This is a genomic window from Pseudomonas allokribbensis, from assembly GCF_014863605.1.
Lineage (GTDB): Bacteria > Pseudomonadota > Gammaproteobacteria > Pseudomonadales > Pseudomonadaceae > Aquipseudomonas > Aquipseudomonas allokribbensis.
Map to the genome: position 1 here is coordinate 5,670,743 of NZ_CP062252.1, position 25,123 is coordinate 5,695,865.

Annotated in this window: 27 protein-coding genes; 15 read left to right on the forward strand and 12 right to left on the reverse strand. The window is 60.2% G+C overall.

Features of this window, described 5'->3' with window-relative positions:
- The first annotated feature begins 107 nt into the window (after positions 1-107).
- Positions 108-521 carry a large-conductance mechanosensitive channel protein MscL gene (gene mscL / locus IF199_RS26025; RefSeq protein ID WP_085712217.1) on the forward strand — a complete coding sequence of 138 codons (414 nt, stop codon included), beginning with the start codon at positions 108-110 and terminating at the stop codon, positions 519-521.
- Positions 522-554: 33 nt separating this feature from the next.
- Here mscL and IF199_RS26030 read toward each other — a convergent pair whose 3' ends face one another.
- Positions 555-1,331 (reverse strand): ferredoxin--NADP reductase, encoded by a 777-nt coding sequence (locus tag IF199_RS26030; RefSeq protein ID WP_192559046.1) that lies wholly within the window; start codon positions 1,329-1,331, stop codon positions 555-557.
- Between the two features lie 333 nt (positions 1,332-1,664).
- Here IF199_RS26030 and IF199_RS26035 point away from each other — a divergent pair, with 333 nt between their 5' ends.
- Together IF199_RS26035 and IF199_RS26040 are read left to right on the forward strand one after the other, a co-directional pair.
- A complete protein-coding gene (locus IF199_RS26035) occupies positions 1,665-2,378 on the forward strand; it encodes an autoinducer binding domain-containing protein (protein WP_192559047.1) in 714 nt (237 codons plus the stop codon).
- A 166-nt stretch (positions 2,379-2,544) separates the two neighbouring features.
- A complete protein-coding gene (locus IF199_RS26040) occupies positions 2,545-3,669 on the forward strand; it encodes a methyltransferase (protein WP_192559048.1) in 1,125 nt (374 codons plus the stop codon).
- 69 nt (positions 3,670-3,738) lie between these two features.
- On the opposite strand, the gene IF199_RS26045 is transcribed toward IF199_RS26040, so the two are convergent.
- The 3 genes from IF199_RS26045 to IF199_RS26055 are packed head-to-tail and all read right to left on the reverse strand — an operon-like array spanning position 3,739 to position 6,411.
- Positions 3,739-3,906: a DUF2474 domain-containing protein gene (locus IF199_RS26045; RefSeq protein ID WP_007950992.1), complete on the reverse strand. Its 168-nt coding sequence runs from the start codon at positions 3,904-3,906 to the stop codon at positions 3,739-3,741.
- Positions 3,907-3,963: 57 nt separating this feature from the next.
- Complete coding sequence (gene cydB / locus IF199_RS26050) at positions 3,964-4,971, reverse strand: cytochrome d ubiquinol oxidase subunit II (RefSeq protein ID WP_085697554.1); 1,008 nt, start codon at positions 4,969-4,971, stop codon at positions 3,964-3,966.
- A gap of 3 nt (positions 4,972-4,974) precedes the next feature.
- Entirely contained in the window at positions 4,975-6,411 is a 1,437-nt protein-coding gene (locus IF199_RS26055) for a cytochrome ubiquinol oxidase subunit I (protein WP_192559049.1), read from the reverse strand.
- A gap of 400 nt (positions 6,412-6,811) precedes the next feature.
- Between IF199_RS26055 and IF199_RS26060 the strand changes: the two genes are divergently transcribed.
- The 3 genes from IF199_RS26060 (at position 6,812) to IF199_RS26070 (ending at position 8,738) form a co-directional block, all read left to right on the forward strand.
- Positions 6,812-8,050 (forward strand): MFS transporter, encoded by a 1,239-nt coding sequence (locus IF199_RS26060; RefSeq protein WP_096820837.1) that lies wholly within the window; start codon positions 6,812-6,814, stop codon positions 8,048-8,050.
- A gap of 107 nt (positions 8,051-8,157) precedes the next feature.
- The gene (locus IF199_RS26065; protein WP_085697557.1) at positions 8,158-8,436 is read left to right on the forward strand and encodes a type II toxin-antitoxin system RelE/ParE family toxin; all 279 of its coding nucleotides are present in this window, start codon (positions 8,158-8,160) and stop codon (positions 8,434-8,436) included.
- 14 nt (positions 8,437-8,450) lie between these two features.
- Complete coding sequence (locus IF199_RS26070) at positions 8,451-8,738, forward strand: HigA family addiction module antitoxin (protein WP_045121630.1); 288 nt, start codon at positions 8,451-8,453, stop codon at positions 8,736-8,738.
- 5 nt (positions 8,739-8,743) lie between these two features.
- Here IF199_RS26070 and IF199_RS26075 read toward each other — a convergent pair whose 3' ends face one another.
- Both IF199_RS26075 and IF199_RS26080 read right to left on the reverse strand, forming a co-directional pair.
- Positions 8,744-9,295, reverse strand: a complete 552-nt coding sequence (locus IF199_RS26075; protein ID WP_192559050.1) for a DJ-1 family glyoxalase III — start codon at positions 9,293-9,295, stop codon at positions 8,744-8,746.
- Between the two features lie 67 nt (positions 9,296-9,362).
- Positions 9,363-9,812 carry a DUF4879 domain-containing protein gene (locus IF199_RS26080; protein ID WP_192559051.1) on the reverse strand — a complete coding sequence of 150 codons (450 nt, stop codon included), beginning with the start codon at positions 9,810-9,812 and terminating at the stop codon, positions 9,363-9,365.
- Between the two features lie 220 nt (positions 9,813-10,032).
- Between IF199_RS26080 and IF199_RS26085 the strand changes: the two genes are divergently transcribed.
- Positions 10,033-11,328, forward strand: a complete 1,296-nt coding sequence (locus IF199_RS26085) for an NCS2 family permease (protein WP_096820834.1) — start codon at positions 10,033-10,035, stop codon at positions 11,326-11,328.
- Positions 11,325-12,404 (forward strand): tRNA (uridine(54)-C5)-methyltransferase TrmA, encoded by a 1,080-nt coding sequence (gene trmA / locus IF199_RS26090; protein ID WP_192559052.1) that lies wholly within the window; start codon positions 11,325-11,327, stop codon positions 12,402-12,404. Before IF199_RS26085 ends, trmA begins: the two co-directional genes overlap by 4 nt.
- 55 nt (positions 12,405-12,459) lie before the next feature.
- Here trmA and IF199_RS26095 read toward each other — a convergent pair whose 3' ends face one another.
- Together IF199_RS26095 and IF199_RS26100 are read right to left on the reverse strand one after the other, a co-directional pair.
- A complete protein-coding gene (locus IF199_RS26095) occupies positions 12,460-12,906 on the reverse strand; it encodes a hypothetical protein (protein WP_192559053.1) in 447 nt (148 codons plus the stop codon).
- Positions 12,903-13,331 (reverse strand): DUF4160 domain-containing protein, encoded by a 429-nt coding sequence (locus IF199_RS26100; protein ID WP_192559054.1) that lies wholly within the window; start codon positions 13,329-13,331, stop codon positions 12,903-12,905. The genes IF199_RS26095 and IF199_RS26100 overlap by 4 nt, the downstream gene beginning before the upstream one ends.
- Before the next feature lie 204 nt (positions 13,332-13,535).
- Between IF199_RS26100 and IF199_RS26105 the strand changes: the two genes are divergently transcribed.
- From IF199_RS26105 to IF199_RS26115, 3 genes are all read left to right on the forward strand, one after another.
- Positions 13,536-14,447 carry a LysR family transcriptional regulator gene (locus IF199_RS26105; protein WP_192559055.1) on the forward strand — a complete coding sequence of 304 codons (912 nt, stop codon included), beginning with the start codon at positions 13,536-13,538 and terminating at the stop codon, positions 14,445-14,447.
- Between the two features lie 141 nt (positions 14,448-14,588).
- Positions 14,589-15,029: a type II 3-dehydroquinate dehydratase gene (gene aroQ / locus IF199_RS26110; protein ID WP_011336043.1), complete on the forward strand. Its 441-nt coding sequence runs from the start codon at positions 14,589-14,591 to the stop codon at positions 15,027-15,029.
- 5 nt (positions 15,030-15,034) lie between these two features.
- Positions 15,035-15,889 (forward strand): shikimate dehydrogenase, encoded by an 855-nt coding sequence (locus IF199_RS26115; protein WP_192559056.1) that lies wholly within the window; start codon positions 15,035-15,037, stop codon positions 15,887-15,889.
- Positions 15,890-15,922: 33 nt separating this feature from the next.
- On the opposite strand, the gene IF199_RS26120 is transcribed toward IF199_RS26115, so the two are convergent.
- Positions 15,923-16,600, reverse strand: a complete 678-nt coding sequence (locus tag IF199_RS26120) for a TetR/AcrR family transcriptional regulator (protein ID WP_096820828.1) — start codon at positions 16,598-16,600, stop codon at positions 15,923-15,925.
- A 102-nt stretch (positions 16,601-16,702) separates the two neighbouring features.
- Positions 16,703-18,604, reverse strand: a complete 1,902-nt coding sequence (gene quiC, locus IF199_RS26125) for a 3-dehydroshikimate dehydratase QuiC (RefSeq protein WP_192559057.1) — start codon at positions 18,602-18,604, stop codon at positions 16,703-16,705.
- Positions 18,605-18,877: 273 nt separating this feature from the next.
- Here quiC and IF199_RS26130 point away from each other — a divergent pair, with 273 nt between their 5' ends.
- Positions 18,878-20,215 (forward strand): MFS transporter, encoded by a 1,338-nt coding sequence (locus IF199_RS26130; RefSeq protein ID WP_158955194.1) that lies wholly within the window; start codon positions 18,878-18,880, stop codon positions 20,213-20,215.
- Positions 20,216-20,257: 42 nt separating this feature from the next.
- Here IF199_RS26130 and IF199_RS26135 read toward each other — a convergent pair whose 3' ends face one another.
- Both IF199_RS26135 and IF199_RS26140 read right to left on the reverse strand, forming a co-directional pair.
- Positions 20,258-21,136: a DMT family transporter gene (locus tag IF199_RS26135; RefSeq protein ID WP_096820825.1), complete on the reverse strand. Its 879-nt coding sequence runs from the start codon at positions 21,134-21,136 to the stop codon at positions 20,258-20,260.
- Between the two features lie 145 nt (positions 21,137-21,281).
- Positions 21,282-22,058, reverse strand: a complete 777-nt coding sequence (locus IF199_RS26140) for an IclR family transcriptional regulator (RefSeq protein WP_096820824.1) — start codon at positions 22,056-22,058, stop codon at positions 21,282-21,284.
- A gap of 177 nt (positions 22,059-22,235) precedes the next feature.
- Here IF199_RS26140 and IF199_RS26145 point away from each other — a divergent pair, with 177 nt between their 5' ends.
- The 3 genes from IF199_RS26145 to IF199_RS26155 all read left to right on the forward strand — a co-directional run bounded on the left by IF199_RS26145 (position 22,236) and on the right by IF199_RS26155 (position 25,115).
- Positions 22,236-23,069: an aldo/keto reductase gene (locus tag IF199_RS26145; RefSeq protein WP_192559058.1), complete on the forward strand. Its 834-nt coding sequence runs from the start codon at positions 22,236-22,238 to the stop codon at positions 23,067-23,069.
- Positions 23,070-23,270: 201 nt separating this feature from the next.
- The gene (gene ypfJ / locus IF199_RS26150) at positions 23,271-24,161 is read left to right on the forward strand and encodes a KPN_02809 family neutral zinc metallopeptidase (RefSeq protein ID WP_096820823.1); all 891 of its coding nucleotides are present in this window, start codon (positions 23,271-23,273) and stop codon (positions 24,159-24,161) included.
- Positions 24,162-25,115 (forward strand): S49 family peptidase domain-containing protein, encoded by a 954-nt coding sequence (locus tag IF199_RS26155; protein WP_096820822.1) that lies wholly within the window; start codon positions 24,162-24,164, stop codon positions 25,113-25,115.
- Positions 25,116-25,123: the final 8 nt, after the last annotated feature.

Consider the following 25,123-nt stretch of genomic DNA (forward strand, 5'->3'; position numbering starts at 1 on the left):
ATTGATGTGTCGATAAAAACGAGCATTGTAAGAAGGTGTTTCGCGCAGGACGCGTTTTGCTGATTTACACTGCGTACACCAAACTCATCTGTAACAAGGAAATAACTATGGGCGTGCTCAGCGAGTTCAAGGCCTTCGCGGTCAAAGGCAATGTGGTCGACATGGCCGTCGGTATCATCATCGGTGCGGCCTTCGGCAAAATCGTTTCGTCGTTTGTCGGTGACGTCATCATGCCGCCAATCGGCCTGCTGATCGGTGGGGTGGACTTCAGTGACCTGGCGATAACCCTGAAAGCCGCCGAGGGCAGCGCCCCTGCGGTCGTTATGGCCTACGGCAAGTTCATCCAGAGCATTCTGGACTTCATCATCGTCGCCTTCGCGATTTTCATGGGCGTCAAAGCCATCAACCGCCTGAAACGCGAAGAAGCCGTCGCTCCGACCTTGCCACCAGTGCCAACCAAGGAAGAAGAACTGCTGGGTGAGATCCGCGATCTGCTCAAGGCCCAGAACAATCGGCCCTGAACCCCATGAACGGCGCTTGAAGGCGCCGTTTCTTCACCAGTAGTTTTCCACCGCCACCTGCCCTGGCCGCCGCGTCAGGCTGAGGCTCATGCCCCGCTGCTTGAGCAGGGCCCGGGTGTCGTCGATCATCTGCGGATTACCGCAGAGCATGACCCGCGAATGGGCCGGATCAAGCTCAATACCTGCCGCCTGCTCCAGCTCCCCGTTTTCGATGAGCGTGGTAATGCGCCCGTTGAGGGCCCCCAAACAGGGCTCGCGCGTCACCACAGGAATGAACTGGAACTTGTGAGCGTACTCGGCCAGGTAGTCACGCTGCGTCAACTCGGCAATCAGCTGTTGATAAGCCAGTTCCCGCGCCTCACGCACGCTGTAGACGAGGATGATTCGCTCGAATTTCTCCCACACTTCAAAGTCCTGCAGGATCGACAGAAACGGCGCCACGCCGGTGCCTGTGGATAACAGCCAGAGATCCCGACCCTCGACAAAACGATCCAGCGTCAGATACCCGAAGGCCTGGCGATCCACCAGCAAGGTGTCACCTGCCTTCAGACGGCTCAGCTCACTGGTGAACTCACCCCCGGGTACCACGATGGAAAAGAACTCAAGAAACTCGTCGAACGGCGAAGACACCATCGAATACGCCCGCCACACCGTACTGCCATCGGCCTTGGTCACCCCAAGGCGGGCAAATTGCCCGGCGCGAAAGCGAAAGCCTGCATCACGGGTCGTACGCAATGTGAACAGGCTGGGCGTCAAAGGCTGCACGTCAAGCAGCGTCTGGCTGCTGAATTTTTCTGCGCTGGCGGTCATGCGGCGCTCCCTCGACAAAGAGCTTCAGTGTCACTCAATTAGAGGCTTTGAAACACCGACGTTTTGTAGTGGTATTTAACACCATCATTCTCAAAGAAAAACAGAAGCGCTAACAACGGCCAAACAGCCCTCAAGACATAACTTTGAATACAGCTCGACTCCACTTCAACGCATCAACTCTTATTCATTTGAAATCCGATATTCCTATCCAGAGCAGCCTCTAAGAACAAAAAAATCCAAACACCCATACAAGAAGCGTCCTACACTCGTTTCCGTGCCTGACTCTTGGATCCAAGATCGCACCCCAGCGAAACACTCTCGGAGACTCTTCAAATGGAACTGTGGAAGGAGCGGCAGATACAGCAGGTGACATTCGCCACAAGAATTGAAACCGCCTACCCGATTCTGCTGACATTTGCCAAGAACATAGGCTTCAAGTTTTGTGGGATTTCAGTCACATCGACTGAACGAGAGATACTACCAAAACCCTTGAATATCAATAACTACCCTGAAGCATGGAACAAACAGTACGAGGAAAATAGTTACTGTGAAGTTGACCCGGTAGTAGCACACTGCAATCAGTCAATGCTGCCAATTACATGGAATAAGGAACTCTTCTCAAAAACTCCGAAATTGTGGGAAGCGTTACAGGAACAAGGGCTGCACTACGGATGGTCGCAATCGTTTCATCACGAAGAAAGTGGCCTGTGCAGCATTCTCAGTCTGGCCCGGCCTCACTGTCCGATCAGTGCAATCGAGTTGTATGAACATTTTGGCTACATGTTTTACGTCACCAGCCATCTGGCCGAGTTGTTCGCGCACGCACTTCCCAAGCGGCCGGCCAAGGCCCAACCGCCTCGCCTGTCCACTCGGGAGATCGAAGTGCTGAAGTTATGTGCATCCGGTAAAACCGCCTATGAAACTGCCCGAATCCTGAGCCTTAGCGAACGCACCGTTAACTATCATGTGCAAAACGTGATTCTGAAATTGAATGTCTGCAACAAGGTCTCCGCAGTCATCGCCGCCGCCAAGGCAGGGATCATCTAGTCGACGGCTCCGAAAACAAGCAAGTAAAACAGCCGAAAAAAAAGTACCATTTGCGACCTTTCTGAGTGATGACGCGTATCTTCGCGTCGCTGTCCACTCGGACGGTTCCGCCGCACAACACCCTGGGCCGCGGGACACCCGTTGATTACCCAGAGTCCCCCGCCCCATGCCTTTGCTCGATACGCCCTTCGCCCAGCTTGATCTGATCCGCCAGCCCGAACAGCAGAACGAACCGCTGCAAGCTTTCGATGCGGCCGACGAATACCTGCTCAATCATCTGGCCGAGCAGAACCCGGCGGCAAACACTCGGGTATTGGTGCTCAACGACAGCTTCGGCGCGCTGGCCATCAGCCTGTCCGGCAAAGTGCAGGTCAGCAGCAGCGGCGATTCGTTCCTGGCGTTTCAGGGCCTGGAAAAAAACCTGCTGCGCAATGGCCAGGTGTTCGATGCGCTACGCGGCACGCCGGCCAGCGAGCCGTTGGTCGGGCCATTCGACCGGGTACTGATCCGCGTTCCAAAAACCCTGGCGCTGCTGGAAGAACAACTGATTCGCCTGCAAGGCCAATTGGCGCCCGGTGCCCAGGTGATAGCCGCAGCCATGGTCAAACACTTGCCCCGCGCTGCCGGTGATCTGCTGGAACGCTACATCGGCCCGGTTCAGGCTTCGCTGGCCGTGAAGAAGGCGCGCTTGTTGATCGCCACGCCTGAGGCCAAGGCTGCGGCCGTCTCGCCTTATCCGACCCGCTATCGCCTCGACGAGCCGGCCATCGAACTGCTCAACCACGCCAACGTGTTCTGCCGCGAAGGGCTGGATATCGGTACTCGCGCCTTTCTTCCGCACTTGCCGAAGAATCTCGGCGCGGCGCGGGTTGCCGATCTCGGTTGCGGTAACGGCGTACTGGCCATCGCCAGCGCCCTGCAAAACCCTGATGCGCATTACACGCTGCTGGACGAATCGTTCATGGCCGTGCAGTCCGCCGCCGAGAACTGGCGCGCAGCGTTGGGTGAACGTGAGGTGATCGTTCGCGCCGGCGACGGTCTGGCCGGGCAGGAAGCGCAATCGCTCGACGTGGTGCTGTGCAACCCGCCATTCCATCAGCAACAGGTGGTCGGCGACTTCCTCGCCTGGCGCATGTTCCAGCAGGCGCGCGAAGCGCTGGTCGTCGGCGGTGCGCTGTACATCGTCGGCAACCGTCACCTGGGTTATCACAGCAAACTGGCGCGGCTGTTCCGGGGCGTCGAGCAGGTCGCAGCCACGCCGAAGTTCGTGATCCTCAAGGCGCGTAAATAATCCGGGCAAAAAAAACCCTCCGGTCGGAGGGTCAAAAATCCGTGCCGCAAGGCGACGGGATGGGAAGTTTCAGTGTGTAGTCAGGCCAGCGGCGTTCATGAACATGCGCATCAGGCTGGCGACGATGAACAATGCACCGACGCTGCCGACCCAGATCATGGCCAACCAGCCAAGCCGCTGCCACAGCGGCTTTTTTTCGGCTTCTTCAATGTCGTGCAGGGAATGTTTGCCGGTCATGCTTGCATCCTCCGGTTGAGGGAGATGGCGCCGCTGTCGGCGCCATCGTGATCACCCCTAGTGATAGCCGTCTTCATGGGTGACCTTGCCGCGGAACACGTAATAGCTCCAGAAGGTGTAACCCAGGATGAACGGGATGATGAACAGCGTGCCGACCAGCATGAAGCCCTGACTTTGCGGCGGTGCGGCGGCGTCCCAGATCGAGATCGACGGCGGCACGATGTTCGGCCACAGACTGATGCCCAGACCGCTGTAGCCGAGGAAGATCAGCACCAGGGTCAGCAGGAACGGCATGTAGTTGGCATTGCGCGCCACCGCGCGGATCAGACCGTACATCGTCACCAGCACCAGAATCGGCACCGGCATGAACCAGAACAGGTTCGGCATGCTGAACCAGCGCGTCGCGATTTCCGGATGGGCCAGCGGCGTCCACAGACTGACGATGCCGATCACCGCCAGCAGCACGAAGGCCAGAGGGCGCGCCAGGTCATGCATCTGCTCCTGAAGCTTGCCTTCGGTCTTCATGATCAGCCAGGTGCAACCGAGCAAGGCATACGCCACCACCAGTGCTGCGCCGCAGAACAGCGTGAACGGCGTCAGCCAGTCCAGTGAACCGCCGGCATATTGCCGGTTGACCACCGGCAGCCCATCGATGAATGCGCCAAGTGCCACGCCCTGGAAGAACGTCGCCGCCACCGAGCCACCGATGAACGCCTTGTCCCACAGGTGACGCTTGTCGTCCTTGGCCTTGAAGCGGAACTCGAATGCCACGCCACGGAAAATCAGCCCGATCAGCATGAAGATCAGCGGCAGGTACAGCGCCGACAGCACCACCGAATAGGCCAGCGGGAAGGCGCCGAACAACGCCGCGCCCCCCAGCACCAACCAGGTTTCGTTGCCGTCCCACACCGGGGCGACGGTGTTCATCATCACGTCGCGGTCGGTCTTGCCGGGGATGAACGGAAAGAGAATCCCGATCCCCAGGTCGAAACCGTCCATGACCACGTACATCATGATGCCGAAGATGATGATCACGGCCCAGATCAGCGGAAGATCAATACCCATGATTCAAATCTCCTTGGTCAGGCTGCGGTCGTGTTCTGCGCCATCGTCGTCGGCAGCGGACAACGGACGGGCCGGTGTGCGTTTCTGGCCAGGACCACCGTCGTTGGTTTCCTTGCCTTCGTCGGTCTTCGGCCCTTTGCGCACCAGGCGCATCATGTAGCCCAGACCCGCACCGAACAGCGCGAAATACACCACCACGAACATGATCAATGTGATGCTCATCTGCATGAAGCTGTGGTTGGAGGACGCATCCGCCGTGCGCATCAGCCCGTAGACCACCCACGGCTGACGACCGATTTCAGTGGTGAACCAGCCCGCCAGGATCGCGATCAGGCCAGACGGGCCCATCCACAACGCCAGGTACAGGAACGGCCGCGAGGTGTAGAGCGTGTCGCGTTTGCGCAGCCACAGGCTCCAGAGACCGGTGAAGATCATCAGGAAACCGAGGCCGACCATGATCCGGAACGACCAGAACACGATGGTCGAATTCGGCCGGTCTTCCGGTGGAAACTCCTTGAGCGCCGGAACTTGCTTGTCCAGCGAGTGCGTCAGGATCAGGCTGCCGAGGTACGGGATCTCCACCGCGTACTTGGTTTTCTCTTCCTTCATGTCCGGCCAGCCGAACAGGATCAGCGGCGTCGCTTCGTCACTGTGGTTTTCCCAGTGGCCTTCGATCGCGGCAATTTTCGCCGGCTGATGCTTGAGGGTGTTGAGGCCGTGGAAGTCGCCGATGACCGCCTGGATCGGCGCAACGATCAACGCCATCCACATCGCCATCGACAGCATGGTGCGGATCGCCGGGTTGTCCTTGCCGCGCAGCAGGTGCCAGGCCGCGGAGGAGCCGACGAAGAATGCGGTCGCCACGAACGCCGCCGTCGCCATGTGCATCAGGCGATACGGGAACGACGGGTTGAAGATGATCGCCAGCCAGTCGGTCGGGATGACCTGGCCATTGACGATCTCGAAACCCTGCGGGGTCTGCATCCAGCTGTTGGAAGCCAGAATCCAGAACGTCGAAATCAACGTGCCGATGGCAACCATGACCGTGGCGAAGAAGTGCAGCTTGCGTCCGACCTTGTTCCAGCCGAACAGCATGACGCCCAGGAAACCGGCTTCGAGGAAGAAGGCCGTGAGCACTTCATACGTGAGCAAAGGCCCGGTGACGGAACCGGCGAAGTCCGAGAAGCGGCTCCAGTTGGTGCCGAACTGATAGGCCATGACCAGGCCCGAGACCACCCCCATGCCGAAGTTGACGGCAAAGATCTTCGACCAAAAATGGTAGAGATCGCGGTAGGTGTCGTTGCCGGTTTTCAGCCACAGGCCTTCCAGCACCGCGAGATAACTCGCAAGACCGATGGTGATCGCCGGGAACAGGATGTGGAACGAGATGGTGAACGCGAACTGAATTCGGGCGAGATCTAGTGCCTCTAAACCGAACATAAGCTTTCCTCTATCAGATAACGGTTCCAAGGCTGGCGGCCTTGAACCACTGCCCCCACGGGTATGGAGTGCGGCGAACTCGGATTCGTTCTTCTTTTTACAGGCATCGCGACGCAGGGAGTCTGCCGACGGGTCCCGGATCAGTTCCGCGAAGGGTCTTGATCTGGATCAATCAACGTTGAAAGAGTAGTCCCATTTCCGACGGGGAACCGCGTGGTCTTTTGCCGCGTGACAAGTTGCCTCAGAGTCTTGGTAAAGCCCTGAAATACATCGATGGCCGGGTTGAGTGTCCGGGTCCCGAAAAATCGATGTCTGGCTAACTAAATTTTTTGTCATAGCAACTTCCTGTTACAGACTGGTGATAATCTCGCGGTTCCCCTCGATCAAGACCGGCCCGCAGATGCCCAGCCAAGAGCCCTTGCTGTTACGCCACCACCGTCCCTTTCTTGCGTTCTGGTTTGCCCGGATCTTCACCGCCAGCGGTTTCCAGATGCTCACCGTGGCGATCGGCTGGAATCTTTATCAACTGACCGGCAACGTGCTTGATCTTGGCTTGGTCGGTTTGGTGGAGTTCGCCCCACGCGTGTTGTTCATGCTGCACACCGGCCACGTTGCCGACCGCTACGACCGGCGCAAGGTCGCGGCGATCTGTCAGTCGTTGCAGGCCTTGATCGCCCTGGCACTGGCCATCGGCAGCGCCACCGACCATGTCACCCGGGAAATGATCTTTATCCTCGCGTTCCTGCTCGGTGCAGCACGCTCCTTCGAGATGCCGACCACCCAGGCGCTGCTGCCGAGCATCGTGCCCAGCGCGCTGTTCCCGCGGGCGGTCGCCGCCGCGCAATCGGCGCAGCAATCAGCCACTATCGTCGCCCCGGCGATGGGCGGTCTGCTCTACGCCTTCGGCAGCGTGTGGGTCTATGGCCCGACGGTCATTCTGTATGTCATCGCCTGCACCTTGATGCTTAACCTGCCTGCACGGCAAACCCCGCTGAACAAAGGCAAGGCGACGCTGGACTCGTTGCTGGCGGGGATTCGTTTCATCCGCAGCCGCCCGGACATCCTCGGGGCGATCTCGCTGGACCTGTTCGCCGTACTGCTCGGCGGTGCCACGGCGTTGTTGCCGGTGTTTGCCAAGGACATCCTGCTGACCGGGCCGTGGGGCCTGGGGCTGCTGCGTTCGGCGCCGGCGGTCGGGGCGTTGATGATGTCGCTGTTCCTGGCGCGCTTCGCCGTCGAACGCAACGTCGGCCGGGTGATGTTCACCGCCGTCGGTGTATTCGGCGTGGCCACCATCGCCTTCGGTCTGTCGACGTCTTTCTGGTTCTCGCTCGCAGTGTTGGTGGTGCTCGGCGCGGCGGACATGATCAGCATGGTGATCCGCGCCTCGTTCGTGCAACTGGAAACCCCGGACGAAATGCGCGGCCGGGTCAGCGCGGTGAACGGCCTGTTCATCGGCGCCTCGAACCAGTTGGGCGAATTCGAATCCGGCCTCACCGCCCACTGGTTCGGCACCGTACCGGCAGTGGTGATGGGCGGGATCGGTACGCTGGTGGTGACCGGAACCTGGATCAAACTGTTCCCGACCCTGGCCAATCGCGACCGGATGCATGTGCCGGTAGATGAGGTGAAGGCCTAGCTGCACCGCTGTCACCTGCGGAATAAACCCGCCAAGCACAATCAGCTCGAAAAGATGCGGTACATAGATACCGCATTGAGTGTAATGTATCGCCTTACACTCGCCCCATGATCAAATCCTTTCAGCACAAAGGCCTTCGTGGCTTCTATGAAACCGGTTCGACTCGCGGGATTCGCGCCGATCACGCTAAACGGCTGTCGCGTATGCTGCAGTTCATGGATCGGGCAGCGGTTCCCGGGGATCTGGACCTTCCCGGTTGGCGTCTGCATCCACTGAAAGGGGAACTTTGCGAGTACTGGTCACTGAGCGTGTCCGGGAACTGGCGGGTTATCTTTCGATTTGCAGGGTCGGACATCGAACTGGTTGATTATCTGGATTACCACTGACAGGAGGCAGGCTCATGCCCATGCACAACCCGCCACACCCCGGTGAAACGCTGCTGATGGATGTATTGCCGGAGCTTGGTATCAGTGTCACCGAATTGGCTCGGCATCTCGGATTCGCCCGCCCTCACCTTTCTCGTGTATTGCACGGACATGCGCCGATCAGCCCGGATCTGGCCGTACGACTGGAGCGCGCGGGGATTGGCAAGGCTCGTATGTGGCTAGGCGTTCAAACCGATTACGACCTTTGGCAAGCCGAGCACCGCGAGCAGCCAGCCATTCAACCAATCGCTGCTCACGCCTGACCTTCTCAGGCCAGCAACTCCCCCGCGACCTTCGCTCTGACGGCCTTGCCCGCCAGTTGCTCGACCAGCGTCAGCGCAAACGCCAGTGCGGCGCTGGAGCCCTGGGCGGTGATGCAATTACCGTCGACTACCACAGGTTGATCGACAAACGTGCAACCGGAGAGGTTATGGCTGGTGGCGGGCAGGCAGGTCATGCGTCTTTGACGCAAAACACCGAAGCTTTGCAGTGCGACCGCCGGGGCTTCGGCGATGGCGGCGAACAGGCGTCCGGCGCTGGCCTGGTCCTTTAGTAATTGCTGCAGCGGCTGATGCGCCGCCAGGTGTTGTGCGCCAACAGCGCCACCGGGCAGGACGATCAAGTCAAAGGTCTGGGCCAGCACATCAATGAGCATGCCGTCGGCGGTCAGTCGCGTGCCTCGGGCACAGGTCAGCATGCGCCGTCCCTCGATGCTGGCCGCCACCACTTCAATACTGGCTCGGCGCAGCACGTCGATCAGGGTCACGCATTGCAGATCATCGATGCCCTCGGCGAGGGTAATCAGGGCTCTAAAGGTCATGGGCGCAATCCGCTGGGTGATCTTTAAAGCGTAGTCAGCTTTGACCTGCCCTGTTCGGCGACAGCCGTTACTTGATGTAAAGCTGGGTGGACATCGTGTTGCGCGGGGCGTTGATCGATGTGTTGCTGAACGTGAAAGTGCCCTCCTGCCGACCTGCCAGATCGAAGGTATAGAGAGAACCAACGGTTTTGCTGCCGGGCGTGCACTCGGTCAGATTGCCGTTATCGAAGGCACACACCGGGCTTCGCGTGCCGTTCACTTCAAAACCATCCAGTGCAGCCTGGGGCTGGCTCTGGCCATAGCCGATTTCCAGCACATAGACCTTGATGCCCGGCGCGCTGTGATCGCAACGGGTCTGCACCTGACCGTCGGTAATGTCTTCGAGCCCACAGGACGCCGACTGAACCTTGATGACTTTCACCTCGCTCAGCGGCGCCGCCGAGGCCGCGAGCGCTGCGGGTGTTCCGGCCAGCAACAGTACGATCAATCCGCAGGCCTTCATCCAATGCTTGTTCATTTGATCCATTCCCGAAAAATCAGCGCGCAGTATGGCCGGTTTGGCCGCGACACAAAACTTCGCCGACGATCGATACCAACATCCGCCATATTCCTCACGCTGCTGGTATGATGCGCGGCTTTTTCCGGCCCACCACAATTTTCCAGGCGCTTGCGACGGTCTGTGCTTTGCTGTTGAGGTCGATACATTCACGGCGCCACGCGCGCCACGGGGAGCAGACATGCTGGAAAGGCTGTTTCAACTCAAGGCACACAACACCAACGTGCGGACCGAGATTCTGGCGGGCGTCACGACCTTCCTGGCCATGGCCTACATTCTGTTCGTCAACCCGAGCATCCTCGGCGAGACCGGCATGGACAAAGGCGCGGTGTTCGTCGCCACGTGCCTTGCGGCTGCCATCGGCTCCACGGTGATGGGCCTGATCGCCAACTACCCGATCGCCCTCGCGCCGGGCATGGGCCTGAACGCCTTCTTCACCTACACCGTCGTGCTGCACATGGGCCACACTTGGCAAGTGGCGTTGGGTGCAGTGTTCATTTCGGCCGTGTGCTTCTTCCTGCTGTCGATCTTCCGCATCCGTGAATGGATCATCAACAGCATCCCGCTGCCGCTGCGTTCGGCGATTGCCGCCGGTATCGGCCTGTTCCTGGCACTGATCGCCCTGCACAACGCCGGTATCGTGGTCAGTAACCAAGCGACCATGGTCGGCCTCGGTGACCTGAAGCAACCGGCACCGATCCTCGCCACCCTCGGTTTCGCCCTGATCGTTGCCCTTGAAGCCCTGAAAGTGCGCGGCGCGGTGCTGATCGGCATTCTCGCAGTGACCATCGTCTCGATCGTGATGGGCTTCACCCCGTTCGGCGGCGTGACTTCGATGCCACCTTCGCTGGCCCCGACCTTCCTGCAACTGGACATCAAGGGCGCACTGGACATCGGTCTGGTCAGCGTGATCTTCGCCTTCCTGTTCGTTGACCTGTTCGACAACTCCGGCACCCTGATCGGCGTCGCCAAGCGCGCCGGCCTGATGGGCAAGGACGGCCACATGCCGAAGATGGGCCGTGCGCTGATCGCCGACAGTACAGCGGCAATGGCCGGTTCGCTGCTGGGCACCTCGACCACCACCAGCTACATCGAATCCGCTGCGGGCGTGAGTGCCGGGGGCCGCACCGGCCTGACCGCCATCGTCGTCGCGATCCTGTTCCTGCTGGCGCTGTTCTTCTCGCCACTGGCCGCCAGCGTGCCGGCCTTCGCCACCGCACCGGCCCTGCTGTTCGTCGCCGTGCTGATGACTTCGGGCCTGGCGGAAATAGACTGGGACGACATCACCGTCGCCGCACCGGTCGTGGTCACCGCCCTGGCGATGCCCTTCACCTATTCCATCGCCAACGGCATCGCCTTCGGCTTCATTGCCTGGACTGCGATCAAACTGCTGTCCGGCCGCGCCCGTGAGCTGAACCCGGCGCTGGTGATCCTGTCGATTCTGTTCGTGATCAAGCTGGGTTGGTTCAACGCATGACTTTTGATTCCCAGGCCTACGCCGCACAACTCGAAGACAAGGTCACGCGCCTGCGTGACCTGCTGGCCCCGTTCGACGCACCGGAGCCAGCGGTGTTCGACTCGCCGCTGCAGAACTTCCGTCTGCGTGCCGAATTCCGCCTGTGGCGCGAGGGCGGTGAGCGGCATTACGCGATGTTCTCGCAGGATGACAAACGCACGCCGATCCTGATCGAAGAATTCCCGATCGCCAGCCTGCGCATCAACCAGTTGATGCCGCAATTGAAAGCGGCATGGCAGGCCAGCGCGGCGCTGAGCCACAAGCTGTTCCAGGTGGAGTTTCTGACCACCCTGGCCGGCGACGCGATGATTACCCTGTGCTATCACCGTCCGCTGGACGAGCACTGGCATGCGGCGGCCATCAAGCTTTCGGCGGACCTGGGCGTCAGCATCATCGGTCGCTCCAAGGGCAAGCGCGAAGTGCTTGGCCTCGATTACGTGGTCGAGAAACTCGACGTCGGCGGTCGCACTTTCAGCTATCGCCAGCCGGAAGGCGCGTTCACCCAGCCCAACGGCACCGTGAACCAGAAGATGCTCAACTGGGCATACGAAGCACTGGGCGATCGCAGCGACGATCTGCTGGAGCTGTACTGCGGCAACGGCAACTTCACCCTGCCGCTGGCGACCCGCGTGCGCAAAGTGCTGGCCACGGAAATCAGCAAGACGTCGGTCAACGCTGCGTTGAGCAACCTGGCCGAAAACGCTGTGGATAACGTCACCCTGGTGCGCCTGTCCGCCGAAGAACTGACCGAAGCCCTGAACGACGTTCGCCCGTTCCGTCGCCTGCACGGCATCGATCTGAAAAGCTACGAGTTCGGCAGCGTGTTCGTCGACCCGCCACGGGCCGGCATGGACCCGGACACCTGCGAACTGACCCGTCGCTTCGACAACATCCTGTACATCTCCTGCAACCCGGAGACCCTGGCGGCCAACATCGCCCAACTGCACGACACGCATCGCATTACCCGCTGTGCGCTGTTCGACCAGTTCCCGTGGACCCACCACATGGAATCCGGCGTGCTGTTGACCCGGCGTTGATCGCAGGTGCCAGAAACAAGAAAGCCGTCCTGACCGACGGCTTTTTTGTGCCTGTTCATGGCACAGGATCGATCTTGCGCGGGCGCCCGCCCTTCCTGCCATTGGCCCGTGCAGCTTCTGCCTTGGCGGCGCTGCTCTGGCGACCATTGCGGGAAGCGATCACCGAGGCTGCCATGGCCATCAATGGCTGACTGACCGAGATCATGCCGGCGATGGAAACCTGCAGGTCCTTGCCATCGTGGCAAAGGGCAGTGCCGGCAAAACCGACATTCAACCCAGTGAAGTCTTCCGGTTCGAAATCATCGAATTCCCGGTAGAGATTCACTGGCAGCAGCACGCCGCTGTCGTCTTCAAAGTGGATGACCAGGCACGGTTTCTGAAAGGCCACCGACACGGCTTGCAGGCTGCTGCGTCGGCGCAGCCCCCCGCGATCGACAGCTTCATCGAGGCGCTTTTCCGTTACCGGTCGATCAGCATGCAAACCGGCCTTTACTGTTTTCATAGTTCGATCTCCACACCTTCCTGAGCACCGACCAGGGCCAGCAAGGTTTTGTTTTCTTCTGGCTCGTAAAACGCCGATCCGATTCTGAAGGTTGCATTGGTGACTTCGCGCATGACGGCCACTTCGTTCGAGTCCCCGTCCCACCATTGATTATCGAGACACGCCGTCTGCAAACGAGTCCACCAGATTCGGCGAGCCCGCCGCAGATGAACGGTTTCACGGAGCGATTGGCGCAGCCCCTCAAGCACTGCAATCGGTGGCCGACGCGACAGCGGCACCACATCCCATAACTCCACGCCGTTGTGCCAGAAGCTGAATTTGAAGCGGGCACTCCATGCACCTGAATCTACGTGCGCATGGGGCGGACAATGTTCGTCTCGCAGCATGATCACCACCGACAATCCCTTGTAACTGCACACTTTCATGCTAACCCATCCGTTAGGTTAAAGAGTTTCGAAAACTGCCATTCCCTGACAATTCCGACCATCGGCATTGTTGCCTTCAATGGTCATTACGTTTTCGAGCCTAGTGCGGGATTCAGGAAAGCCCCGCGCAAAATGGTAAGCAGTTCTTTCGCAGCGGCCGCGCATTTGCTACATACGAAGACTCATTCCTCGGTGTAATCAATCATGCAGCGACACTTCGACGATCTTCAGCTGGGCAGCATCGAGTTGTTTTGCCTGGCCGCCGAGTGCGGCAGTTTCACGGGGGCGGCGCAGGCGGCTTCGGTGACGCCGGCTGCCGTGAGCCGCTCGGTGTCACGCATGGAGGAACGCCTGGGCGTGCGGCTGTTTGCCCGCACCACCCGCAGTGTGAAATTGACCGACAGCGGCCGGCGCTACTACGAAGAATGCCGTCAGGCACTGGCGCAACTGGTCGAGGCGCAACGGGAAGTCATGGGCCAGCAGCAGGAACCGTCCGGCACCCTGCGCATCAGTATTCCTACAACCTACGCCCATCATCGGATCCTGCCGCTGCTGCCCGCGTTTCGCGCGCGCTTTCCTCAGGTGAAGGTCGACATGCACATCAGCAATCGCAACATCGACTTCGTCGGCGAGGGTTACGACATGGCGATCCGCGTGCGGGCCATTCCCGACTCAGGCCTGATCGCCCGCCATCTGGAAGATGCAGCGCTGGTGATGGTTGCCAGCCCCGATTACCTGAAACGCGCCAGCACGCCAAAAACGCTCGAAGACCTCGAACAGCACGAGTGCATCCAGTACGAATTGCCCAGCAGTGGACGGCGGATCACCTGGCTGTTTTACGACGAAGACGCGCCACGGGAAATCCTCGCCGAGGGCAATTTCTGCTGTTCCGATGACGTGCTCGGTGGCGTGACCCTGGCCAGACATGGCGCCGGGCTGTTCCAGACTTATCGCTTCATTGTGGAAAAGGAACTGGCCGACGGCTCGCTGGTGGAAGTGCTCAAACCCTACAGCGGGCGTTCGCGACCGTTCACCTTGCTGTACCCGCAGAATCGCCACATGCCGCTGCGCGTCAGGGCTTTCATCGATTTTCTGGTGGAGCAATTGCCGCGTTGACTCTTGCCAGTGTGCGATCACCGCACACAAAACAGGACTGTCGATGTAGAGCAATTGATTAAAGTAACCAGCTAGTACAATTTAACTCCACAGGTCGAAACCCTCGACCCAAGCCAAAAACAATAAGTGGAGTTTGCCCCCATGCCCCCTATCGTTCTGGTGCTCAACGGCCCGAACCTGAACCTGCTCGGCACCCGTGAACCGGCGACCTACGGTCACGAAACCCTGGCCGACATCTCTGCCCTGTGCGGGCGCGCCGCCGAAGAATTCGGCCTGGCCGTGGAGTTTCGCCAGACCAACCATGAAGGCGAACTGCTCGACTGGATTCACGGCGCCCGCCAGCGCTGCGCCGGCATCGTCATCAACCCGGCCGCCTGGACTCACACTTCGGTAGCGATCCGCGATGCCCTGGTCGCCAGCGAATTGCCGGTGATCGAAGTGCATCTGTCCAACGTCCACGCTCGCGAGCCGTTCCGTCATCACTCGTTCGTCTCGGCCATCGCCACGGCCGTGATGTGCGGCTTCGGCAGCCACGGTTATCGCCTGGCCCTGGAACATTTCAGCCAGCGTCTGAAGGGGTGAACCGCATGATCCGCGACAAAGTCATACTGGCCGGGCTGATCGGCGCCGGCATCCAGGCGTCACGCACCCCGGCGCTGCATGAACACGAAGGAGACGAACAGGGCCTGCGCTACCTGTACCGTTTGATCGATCTCGATCAACTGCAACTGGACAGCAACGCCCTGCCCGACCTGCTGCTGGCCGCCGAACGCATGAACTACACCGGCCTGAACATCACCTTCCCGTGCAAGCAGGCGATCATTCCGCTGCTCGATGAGCTGTCACCCGAGGCCCAAGGCATCGGAGCGGTCAACACAGTGGTGTTGAAGGACGGCAAACGCGTCGGCCACAACACCGACTGCCTGGGGTTCGCCGAAGGATTTCGTCGCGGCCTGCCCGATGTTGCCCGCGAGCGTGTCGTCCAGATGGGGGCTGGTGGCGCCGGTGCGGCGGTGGCCCACGCCTTGTTGAGCGAAGGCGTACAAAAACTGAGCATTTTTGATGTGGACATTGAGCGGGCCGAAAGCCTGGCCAACAACCTCAATCAGCATTTTGGCGCGGGCCGCGCCGTGGCCGGACATGATCTGCCGAGTGCGTTGAGTCACGCTGACGGGCTGGTGAACACCACGCCAATGGGCATGGCCAAACTACCGGGCATGCCAGTGCCGGCAGCATTGCTACGCCCAGAGTTGTGGGTGGCGGAGATCGTGTATTTCCCGCTGGAAACCGAACTGCTGCGCAACGCCCGCGCCTTGGGTTGCCGAACCCTGGATGGCGGCAACATGGCGGTGTTTCAGGCCGTGAAGGCGTTTGAACTGTTCAGCGGCGTGGCGCCGGATGCGCAGCGAATGCTGGCGCATTTTCAAAGCATGAAAGGATAAAACCGTGAGGGGGCGACGCCCCCTCGATACCGATCAGGCCTGCAGGTAACGCAGCACCGACTCGCAAATCATTTCGCGATGACGCTGCTTGATGGTTTCGTCCGGCAGGTCGATCTGAAAGATCTCACCGAACGTGTGGCGGTTCGACACGCGATAGAAGCAGAACGAACTGATCAGCAGATGCACGTCCAGCGCATCGAGCCCGGCCCGGAACACACCTTCAGCGGCACCGCGCGCCAGGATCTCGCCCAGCGAATCGAGGATCGTGTTGTTCATCGCCTTGATCGCATCGGAACGCTTCACGTATTCAGCGTTGTGGATGTTTTCGATGCAGACGATGCGCACGAAATCGACGTTGCGATCGTGGTGATCGAAGGTGAATTCCACCAGGCGCCGGATCGCTTCCACCGGCGGCAGCTCGGCCAGGTGCAGACGGCTTTCGGTGCTGCGGATATCGCCGTAGAGCTTCTCCAGCACCTCGACGTACAACTGCTCCTTGCTGCCGAAGTAGTAATAGATCATGCGCTTGGAGGTGTGGATACGCTCGGCGATCGCGTCCACGCGAGCACCGGACAGGCCCTGCTGGACGAACTCGACGATCGCTTCCTGGAGGATGTTTTCGCGGGTTTTTTCCGGGTTGTTCTTGCGACTCTTGCGCGGCTCTACCGCTGGTAAAACGGGGGCTGCGGAAAGTTCTGAAGTCATTGTCATTGCGGGCTCACGGCCATCACTGCACAGGCTGGCGATTATGGGCCGCGCGCCCCAGCGAAGGAAGCCGCGCGACCCGTGTTTAATCCCGCGTTTACGAATTTCCTACAACTTCGCCTGGCGAACAGCGCCACTGCGTGCTTTGGCCATTGCCGCCAGTCGCACCGCGACATTGGCCGCGCCATAACCGGCGTAACCGTTCTTGCGCTGGATGATCTCGAAGAAGAAGCGCCCTTCGAACGGCTCGGTGTAGACGTGGAACAACTCGCCGCCCTGAGCATCACGGTCGTAGAGCACGTTGTAGTACGCCAGTTCGCTGAGAAACTCGTCATCGAAATCGAAACGCGCCGCGAGATCATCGTAATAGTTGAGCGGGATATCCAGCAGCGGTACGCCCGCCTCTTTGGCACGGCTGACCTGAGCAAAGATGTCATCGCAGTCGAAGGCGATGTGATGCACCCCGGAACCGCGATAACTCGACAGCGCGTGTGAGATCGCGGTGTTGCGGTTCTCGGAAATGTTCAGCGGCAAGCGGATCGAACTGTCGCGACTGCGCAGCGCGCGACTCTTCACCAGACCGTACGGATCCGGCAGCACCACTTCGTCGTCGGCCTCGAAATCCAGCAGGCTTTTGTAGAACAGCACCCAACTGTCGAGGCTGTCCGCCGGCAGCGCCATGGCCATGTGATCGATGCGTTTGAGGCCGCCGCGAGCCACCGCATCCGGCAGCAGATTGAAGTCGGTGCCGTAGACATCCGCCTCTTCATCCACCAGATAAATCAGGCTGCCATCCGGCGCACGCACCGCTGCGAGTTCCAGCTCGTTGGGGCCGACCAGTCCGCGATACGGCTGACCTTTATAGGCAACGGCGCGGGCCAGCGCACTGGCGCTGTCCTTGACCCGCACGGCGGTGGCGCACAGCGACGGGCCGTGGGACTCGAAGAAACTGTGGGCGAACGAGTAAGGTTCGGAGTTGAGGATCAGGTTGATATCGCCCTGGCGCAGCAGGCTGACGCTCTTGGAGCGATGCTGCCCAGCCTTGACGAAACCCAGTCGCTCAAGCCAGTTCGACAGTTTGGCGCCGAGCGCTTCGTCGACGGCAAACTCAAGAAACTCGATGCCGTTGTAGGCGCTGGCCTTCGGCGTCTCGAAGAGGATTTCGCGGTTATCCACAGGACGGATGTCCTGCTCCAGACGCTGGCGGGTTTTCTCCTCCAGATACAGCAGCGAACGCAGACCGTCAGCCGCATTGGCCCGAGGCGGCGCGGCACGGAAGCCGTCGTTGAAGATTTCCAGCGACAGCGGCCCGGTGTAGCCGCTCTGGATGATTGGCGCGAGGAAGCCCGGCAGATCGAATTCACCCTGTCCCGGGAAGCAGCGGAAATGCCGGCTCCACTCCAGCACATCCATCGCCAGGATCGGCGCGTCGGCCATTTGCACGAAGAAAATCTTGTCGCCGGGAATCTCGGCAATCGCCCGTGGATCCCCCTTGAGCGACAAGGTGTGAAAGCTGTCGAGCAACACGCCGAGGCTTGGGTGATCGGCTTGGCGCACGATGTCCCAGACCTGTTGATAAGTATTGACGTGACGACCCCAGGCCAGCGCTTCATAACCGATGCGCAAGCCACGGGCGCCAGCGTGCTCGGCCAGCAGGCGCAGGTCATCGATGAGGATCTGTTGATCGCCGATACTGTCAGGGGAGGCGTTGCTGCACACCAGCACCAGGTCGGTGCCCAGTTCCTGCATCAGATCGAACTTGCGTTCGGCCCGCTCCAGGTTGCGGTCCAGACGATCGCGGCGGCAGCCTTCAAAATCGCGGAACGGCTGGAACAGGGTGATGGCAATCCCGAGGTCGGCGCACATCTGCCGGATTTCCCGGGGACTGCCGTCGTAGTACAGAAGGTCGTTCTCGAAAATCTCCACCCCGTCGAACCCGGCCGCGGCAATGGCTTCGAGTTTTTCCGGCAGGGTTCCGCTCAAGGAAACGGTGGCAATGGATCGCTGCATGTTTCAACTCCCGGTGGAGACTTCGGCTACGAGGATTGCGCCGCTTTTATAAGGTGAGCGAATTATTGGTCCCGGTTTTTCATTGAGCAATTTAAACTGTACTACCCGGTTAGTTTTGCGTGCGATTATCGAACACAATGCCGGTTTGGCGAATTGACGATTTTTCGCCCACTGCCCAACATCCCTTTCACCTTGAGTCCGGATCTGAACCACCGGTCGCAGCGTGCACAAAAAAAGCACACCAAATAACAAATCCAAAAACGGGTGGAACACATGATTCCTTCACAGACTTCCCGCATGGCCCCGGCCATGAGCACTGCCACGGGTGGCATCGGCGACAAGATCCGCGGCGCCATGGCCGTCGGCAAGACCCGTTGGGGCATGCTGGCGCTGGTGTTTTTCGCCACCACCCTCAATTACATCGACCGCGCGGCCCTCGGCGTCATGCAGCCCATCCTCGCCAAGGAAATGAGCTGGACGGCGATGGACTACGCCAACATCAACTTCTGGTTTCAGGTCGGCTACGCGATCGGCTTCGTGCTGCAAGGACGACTGATCGACCGGGTCGGCGTAAAACGGGTGTTCTTCTGCGCCGTGCTGCTCTGGAGCCTGGCCACCGGCGCCCACGGTCTGGCGACCTCGGCGGTGGGCTTCATGGTCTGCCGGTTCATCCTCGGCCTGACCGAAGCGGCCAACTATCCGGCCTGTGTGAAAACCACGCGCCTGTGGTTCCCGGCCGGCGAACGTGCTGTCGCCACTGGCATCTTCAACGCCGGCACCAACGTCGGCGCGATGTTCACTCCGATGCTGCTGCCACTGATTCTTCATGTGTGGGGCTGGCAGGCCGCGTTCCTGTGCATGTCGGCACTGGGCGGGATCTGGTTGCTGTTCTGGGGCCTGAAGTATTTCAACCCGGAAGATCACCCGAGCGTGAAACAGTCGGAGCTGGACTACATCCAGAAAGAAGTCGAACCGGAACAGGCCCGCGTGCCGTTCTCGAAAATCCTGCGCATGCGCGGCACCTGGGCCTTCGCCCTCGCCTACTCGCTGACTGCGCCGGTGTTCTGGTTCTACCTGTACTGGCTGCCGCCGTTTCTCAATCAGCAATACAACCTGGGCATCAACGTCACCCAGATGGGCATTCCGCTGATCATCATCTACGTCACCGCCGACTTCGGCAGCGTGGGCGGCGGGATTCTGTCTTCGTTCCTGATCGGTCGCGGCATGAATTCGATCAAGGCACGGCTGCTGTCGATGTTCCTGTTCGCCTGCTGCATCATCGGTGTGGTCATGGCGGCCGGTTCCGCCAACCTGTGGGTTGCGGTAGCGGCCATCTCCCTGGCCATCGGCGCGCACCAGGCCTGGACGGCGAACATCTGGAGCCTGGTGATGGACTACACGCCCAAGCACATGATGAGCACGGTGTTCGGTTTCGGCGGCATGTGCGCAGCGATCGGCGGGATGTTCATGACCCAGATCGTCGGCCACATCCTCACCGTCACCAACAACAACTACACCGTGCTGTTCACCCTGATTCCGGCGATGTACTTCATCGCGCTGACCTGGATGTATTTCATGGCACCGCGCAAGATTCCTACCGTTACCGAATAACCTTCCTGCACCGACCGGCCTGATTTCAGGCCGGTCACGTCTTCAGCGTCGGCTCTGCTGCCACGCTGCCGCCAGTCCGCTGCAACAGATCACCGCGATCCCGATCACCGTCATCAGGGTCGGCGTGTGGGCAAACAGCAGCCAGCCCAGCAACCCCGCAAACACGATCTGGCAATAGCCGAAAGGCGCCAGCAACGCTGGCGCGGCATGGCGAAACGCCTGGGTCAGAAACAGGTGCGCCGTCATCCCGCACGTGCCCAGCGCCAGCATCAAGAAAGCGTGCCCAAGGCTCGGCACCTGCCAGAAGAACGGCACCAGCGCACTCATCACCAGCGTGTTGCACAACCCGGCGAAAAAGTTGCTGGTGGTCGGGCTGTCGATCTCGCTGAGCTTGCGGGTGAGCAGTTGATAGAAGCAGAAAAACAGCGCTGAGCAGAACGGCAACAGAATCGCCGGGGTGAACAATTCACCACCGGGGTGGACGATGATCAGCACGCCGATAAACCCGCAGATCACCGCGATCCACTGGCCCCGCGTCACCCGCTCCTTGAGCAACGGCACCGACAGCGCCGTCACCAGCACTGGTGCAAGAAAGTTGACCGCTGTGGCCTCGGCCAGCGGGATGTACAGCAGCGCCGTAGTGAAAAACAGGCTGGTGCCCAGCAGGCACAACGCCCGCGCCAACTGCCACAACGGGCGTTTGGTGCGCAAAACACGCAACCCGGACTGCGGCAGGAAAATCCCCGCCATCAGCAGCGTGTGCACCAGATATCGCGCCCACACCACCATGATGATCGGATAAAAACCCGAGAGGTATTTCGACAGCGCATCGTGGCTGGAGAACAGGAACGTCGCCACGACAATCAGCAAGATCCCCTTGAAGGGTTGGTTGACGCCGGAAAGCGGAGTGCTGACGGTCATTGGCTATCTCTAGAAATCAAAATGAGGAAAAAGCCTCCAGCGATAATTTAGAACCAGGTTCCAAATTCTCACACCCTTCAAGCCAAATTCTGTGCGATCAACGCACAGCTTTACAGACAACCCGATCCCGTCTTCCGCTGCGCGGCTAGACGAACAGCTCCGAAGCCAGGCTCGCCGCCGACAACTCCTCGGTAAACCTCAACAACAGCGGCGCCAGTTCATGCAACCTCGCCCCCGGCATCCGCGCACTCGGTCCGGCAATGCTCAATACTCCGATCACTCGGCCATCCGCCGGATGCCGCACCACGGCGGCAATGGCCGATGTGCCTACCGCCGAACTCTCTTCGACACAGGCGTAACCCTGTTCCCGCGCCACGCGCAGATGCTCGAGCAATTCAATGTTGGTTCGTGGTGCATTCGGGCCGATATCCGCCGGCATTTCGGCGGCCTGACGTTCAACCCGCGACAAGGCCTCGGCATCACTCATGCTCGCCAGCCACGCATGGCCGGACGCGGTGTAGAACAGCGGCGCATCGCGGCCCATGTCCGGGTCGTAGCGCAATCCGCTGCGCGCGCCCTGTGACTTGGCGATCCAGGTCTGGCGCTCGCCGTCGGTGACGCCCAGTCGTACCAGCTCGCCGGTTTCCTGCGCCAGTCGATCAAGCACCGGCTGCACGATGTCGGCGCCGCTGCTCGACAGGTAACGAAAACCCATCGCCACCAATTTGGTCGACAAGTGATAACGCAGGGTTTCCGGGTTCTGCCGGACATAGCCCAGCCGGGACAATTCGGCGAGCAAGCGATGTGTCGCACTTTTCGGAATGTCGATTTGTTCGGCGAGGGTTTGCAGCGGCAGTCCGCGCGGCTCGTGGGTGAGGCTCTCCAGTACGCTGAAAACCCGTTCGATCTGACTGCCGGCCATGGTGCGATCCCAGTGAAATTTTGCCGATTCTAAAATACATATCAGAGATTGCGAAATCTGGAACCGACCGCTCGATAATCGCCCTCTTTCTCGGCTGACGAGTTGCTGATGCAGGCCGACGTTGTTTAGTTTTCGGAATCTAATTCCGAAACTACATCAATGCAGGAAGCGCCGACCATGCAGCACATCGTCAATAAACACGGGCTGAACCTGCCGAAACTCGGCCTGGGCACCTGGCCGATGCTCGGTGACGAATGCACCCGCGCCGTGGAGCAAGCACTGGAGCTCGGTTACCGGCACATCGACACGGCAGCGGCCTACAACAATGAAGACGCCGTCGGACAGGCACTGGCGAATACGCCGACACCCCGCGAGCAGATCCACGTCACCACCAAGGTCTGGTGGGACCAGTTGCAACCGGATGCCATGCGTCACTCTCTGGATCGCAGCCTCAAGGCGTTGCGCAGCGAGTACGTCGATCTGTTCATGATCCATTGGCCGACCAATGATTGGGACTTGCCACGCACTCTTGAGACCCTCGCGTCGTTCAAAGAGCAAGGTCTGGCTCGCAACATCGGTGTGGCGAATTTTCCGCTGCCGTTGCTGCGCACAGTCGTCGAGGAATACGGCATCCCGCTGTCAGCCATTCAGGTCGAGTACCACGTCCTGCTCGGACAAAACGCCCTGCTCGACTACGCCCGTCAACACGATCTGGCGCTGACGGCCTACACGCCATTGGCGCGTAACAAGGTCTCGGATATTGCGCAGATTCAGCAGATCGCCGAAAAACATGGTGTGCTGCCGACTCAGGTCGCGCTGAAGTGGTTGCTGGATCAGAACAATGTCGCAGCGATTCCCAAGGCCAGCAGCCGGGCCAATCAACTGGCCAACCTGGCGTCACTGAAGGTCGAACTGGACGATGACGATCGTGCGCTGATCGCCGCGTTGTCCAAACGCGAACGTCAGGTCAGCCCGGACTTCGCGCCGGTGTGGGACGCCTTCGACCGCTGACACCTGACCCGGCGAAAGAAATTCGTCGGCGGATTGAATTCCCGGCGCCCGTGCTCGTCAATAACAGGCCCGACCTCGTCACGCGAGGTCGGGCCTGTTTGTCTGTGTGCGAATGGACGGACGACCGGACTGGCGCCACACTCACACACCAGCAACACTCATCACCACACACTTTCCACCTGAACAGACGAGGATTCCCACATGCTATGGAGAAAAGGTCGACGCAGTGACAACGTCGTCGATGCCCGTGGCGATGACATGGGCGGTGGCGGTGGAGGCATGCGCTTCGGTGGCGGCAAAGGCCTGAGCCTCGGGGCGATCCTGTTGATCGTCGGTATCGGCTGGATCACCGGGCAGGACCCGCTACAGATTCTCGGCCAGCTCACCGGCCAAGGCACACAGCAAGCCGCACCGACTTCGCAAACCCGTCAGGCACCGCCGGCCAACGATGAACAGGCTGAATTTGTGCGTTCGATCCTCGGCGACACCGAGGACACCTGGGGCGCGATCTTCCAGCAGGCCGGCCGCCAATATAAGGATCCGACCCTGGTGCTGTTCAGCAACCGGGTCAATTCGGCCTGCGGCATGGCCACCTCGGCCACCGGCCCGTTCTATTGCCCGGCGGACCAGAAGGTCTATCTGGACATGGCGTTCTTCCAGGAAATGTCGCAACGCTTCAAGGCGGCCGGCGACTTTGCCCAGGCCTACGTGATCGCTCACGAAGTCGGACACCATGTGCAGACGCTGCTGGGCGTCTCGGCGAAAATCCAGGCCGCCCGCCAGCAAGGTCGGCAGATGGAAGGTGACGGCGGTCTGCTGGTGCGTCAGGAACTGCAAGCCGATTGTCTGGCCGGGGTCTGGGCCTACAACGCGCAGAAGCGTCTGAACTGGCTGGAACCGGGCGACATCGAAGAGGCCTTGAACGCGGCGAACGCCATCGGTGATGATCGCCTGCAACAACAGGGTCAGGGCCGTGTGGTGCCGGACTCGTTCACTCACGGTACGTCGGCGCAAAGGGTGCGCTGGTTCAAAACCGGATTCGCCCAGGGCCAGGTCGGCCAGTGCGATACCTTTGCGGCGAAAAACCTGTAAATGCATAAATGGCTGTTGGCTTTACTGTTCATCGGCGGCACCGCACAAGCGGCCGGCGTCGACGCGATCAGCCCCGGACGCCTGCAGTTGCAGGCCGGCGAAATGGCGGTGGGCATCGGCCCGGCGCCAGCGAAAATCGAGCGGGTGCTGATCGTCATTCATGGCAAGCTGCGCAACGCCGAGACCTATCGCAAAAGTGGCGAGAGCGCCGCCGAACTGGCCGGGCAAACCGCCAACACCCTGGTGATCGCCCCGCAGTTTCTCAACGAAAGCGATGTCGCTCTCTACTCGTTGCCCGCCAGCGTCCTGCGCTGGAAAGGCAATGAGTGGATGGGCGGCGGGTTATCCACAGGGCCAAACGCGCTCAGCTCCTATGCCGCCCTCGACGAAATCATTGGCCGGCTCAGTGATCGCAAGCAGTTTCCGGACGTGAAGCAGATCGTGATCTTCGGCCACTCCGGCGGCGGTCAGGTAGTTCAGCGCTATGCCCTGCTGGCCCGCGAACAGCCGGCGCTCAAGGCCGAAGGCATTCGCTTGCGTTATGTGGTGGCCAACCCGTCGTCGTACGCCTACTTCAATGAACAACGGCCGGTGGCGTTCGATCACGCGCAGTGCCCGGGTTTCAATCGCTGGAAGTACGGTCTGGTGGATCCGCCGATCTACTCCGGTGGGCAAACGCCTGCGCAGCTTGAAGGCAGTTACGTCAAACGCGAGGTAATTTATCTGCTCGGCCAGCAGGACACCGACCCGCAACACCCGGCGCTGGACAAGAGCTGCGCCGCCGAAGCGCAAGGCGCCTATCGCCTGATGCGCGGAAAAATGTTCTTCAGCTATCTGCTGCGTCGGCATCCGGAAGGGGTGAATCAGCGGCTGGTGGAAGTGCCCGGTGTCGGGCACAACGGCGACGGCATGCTGACATCGCCGGAAGGCCAGAAAGCGATATTCGACCAATAAAAAACGGG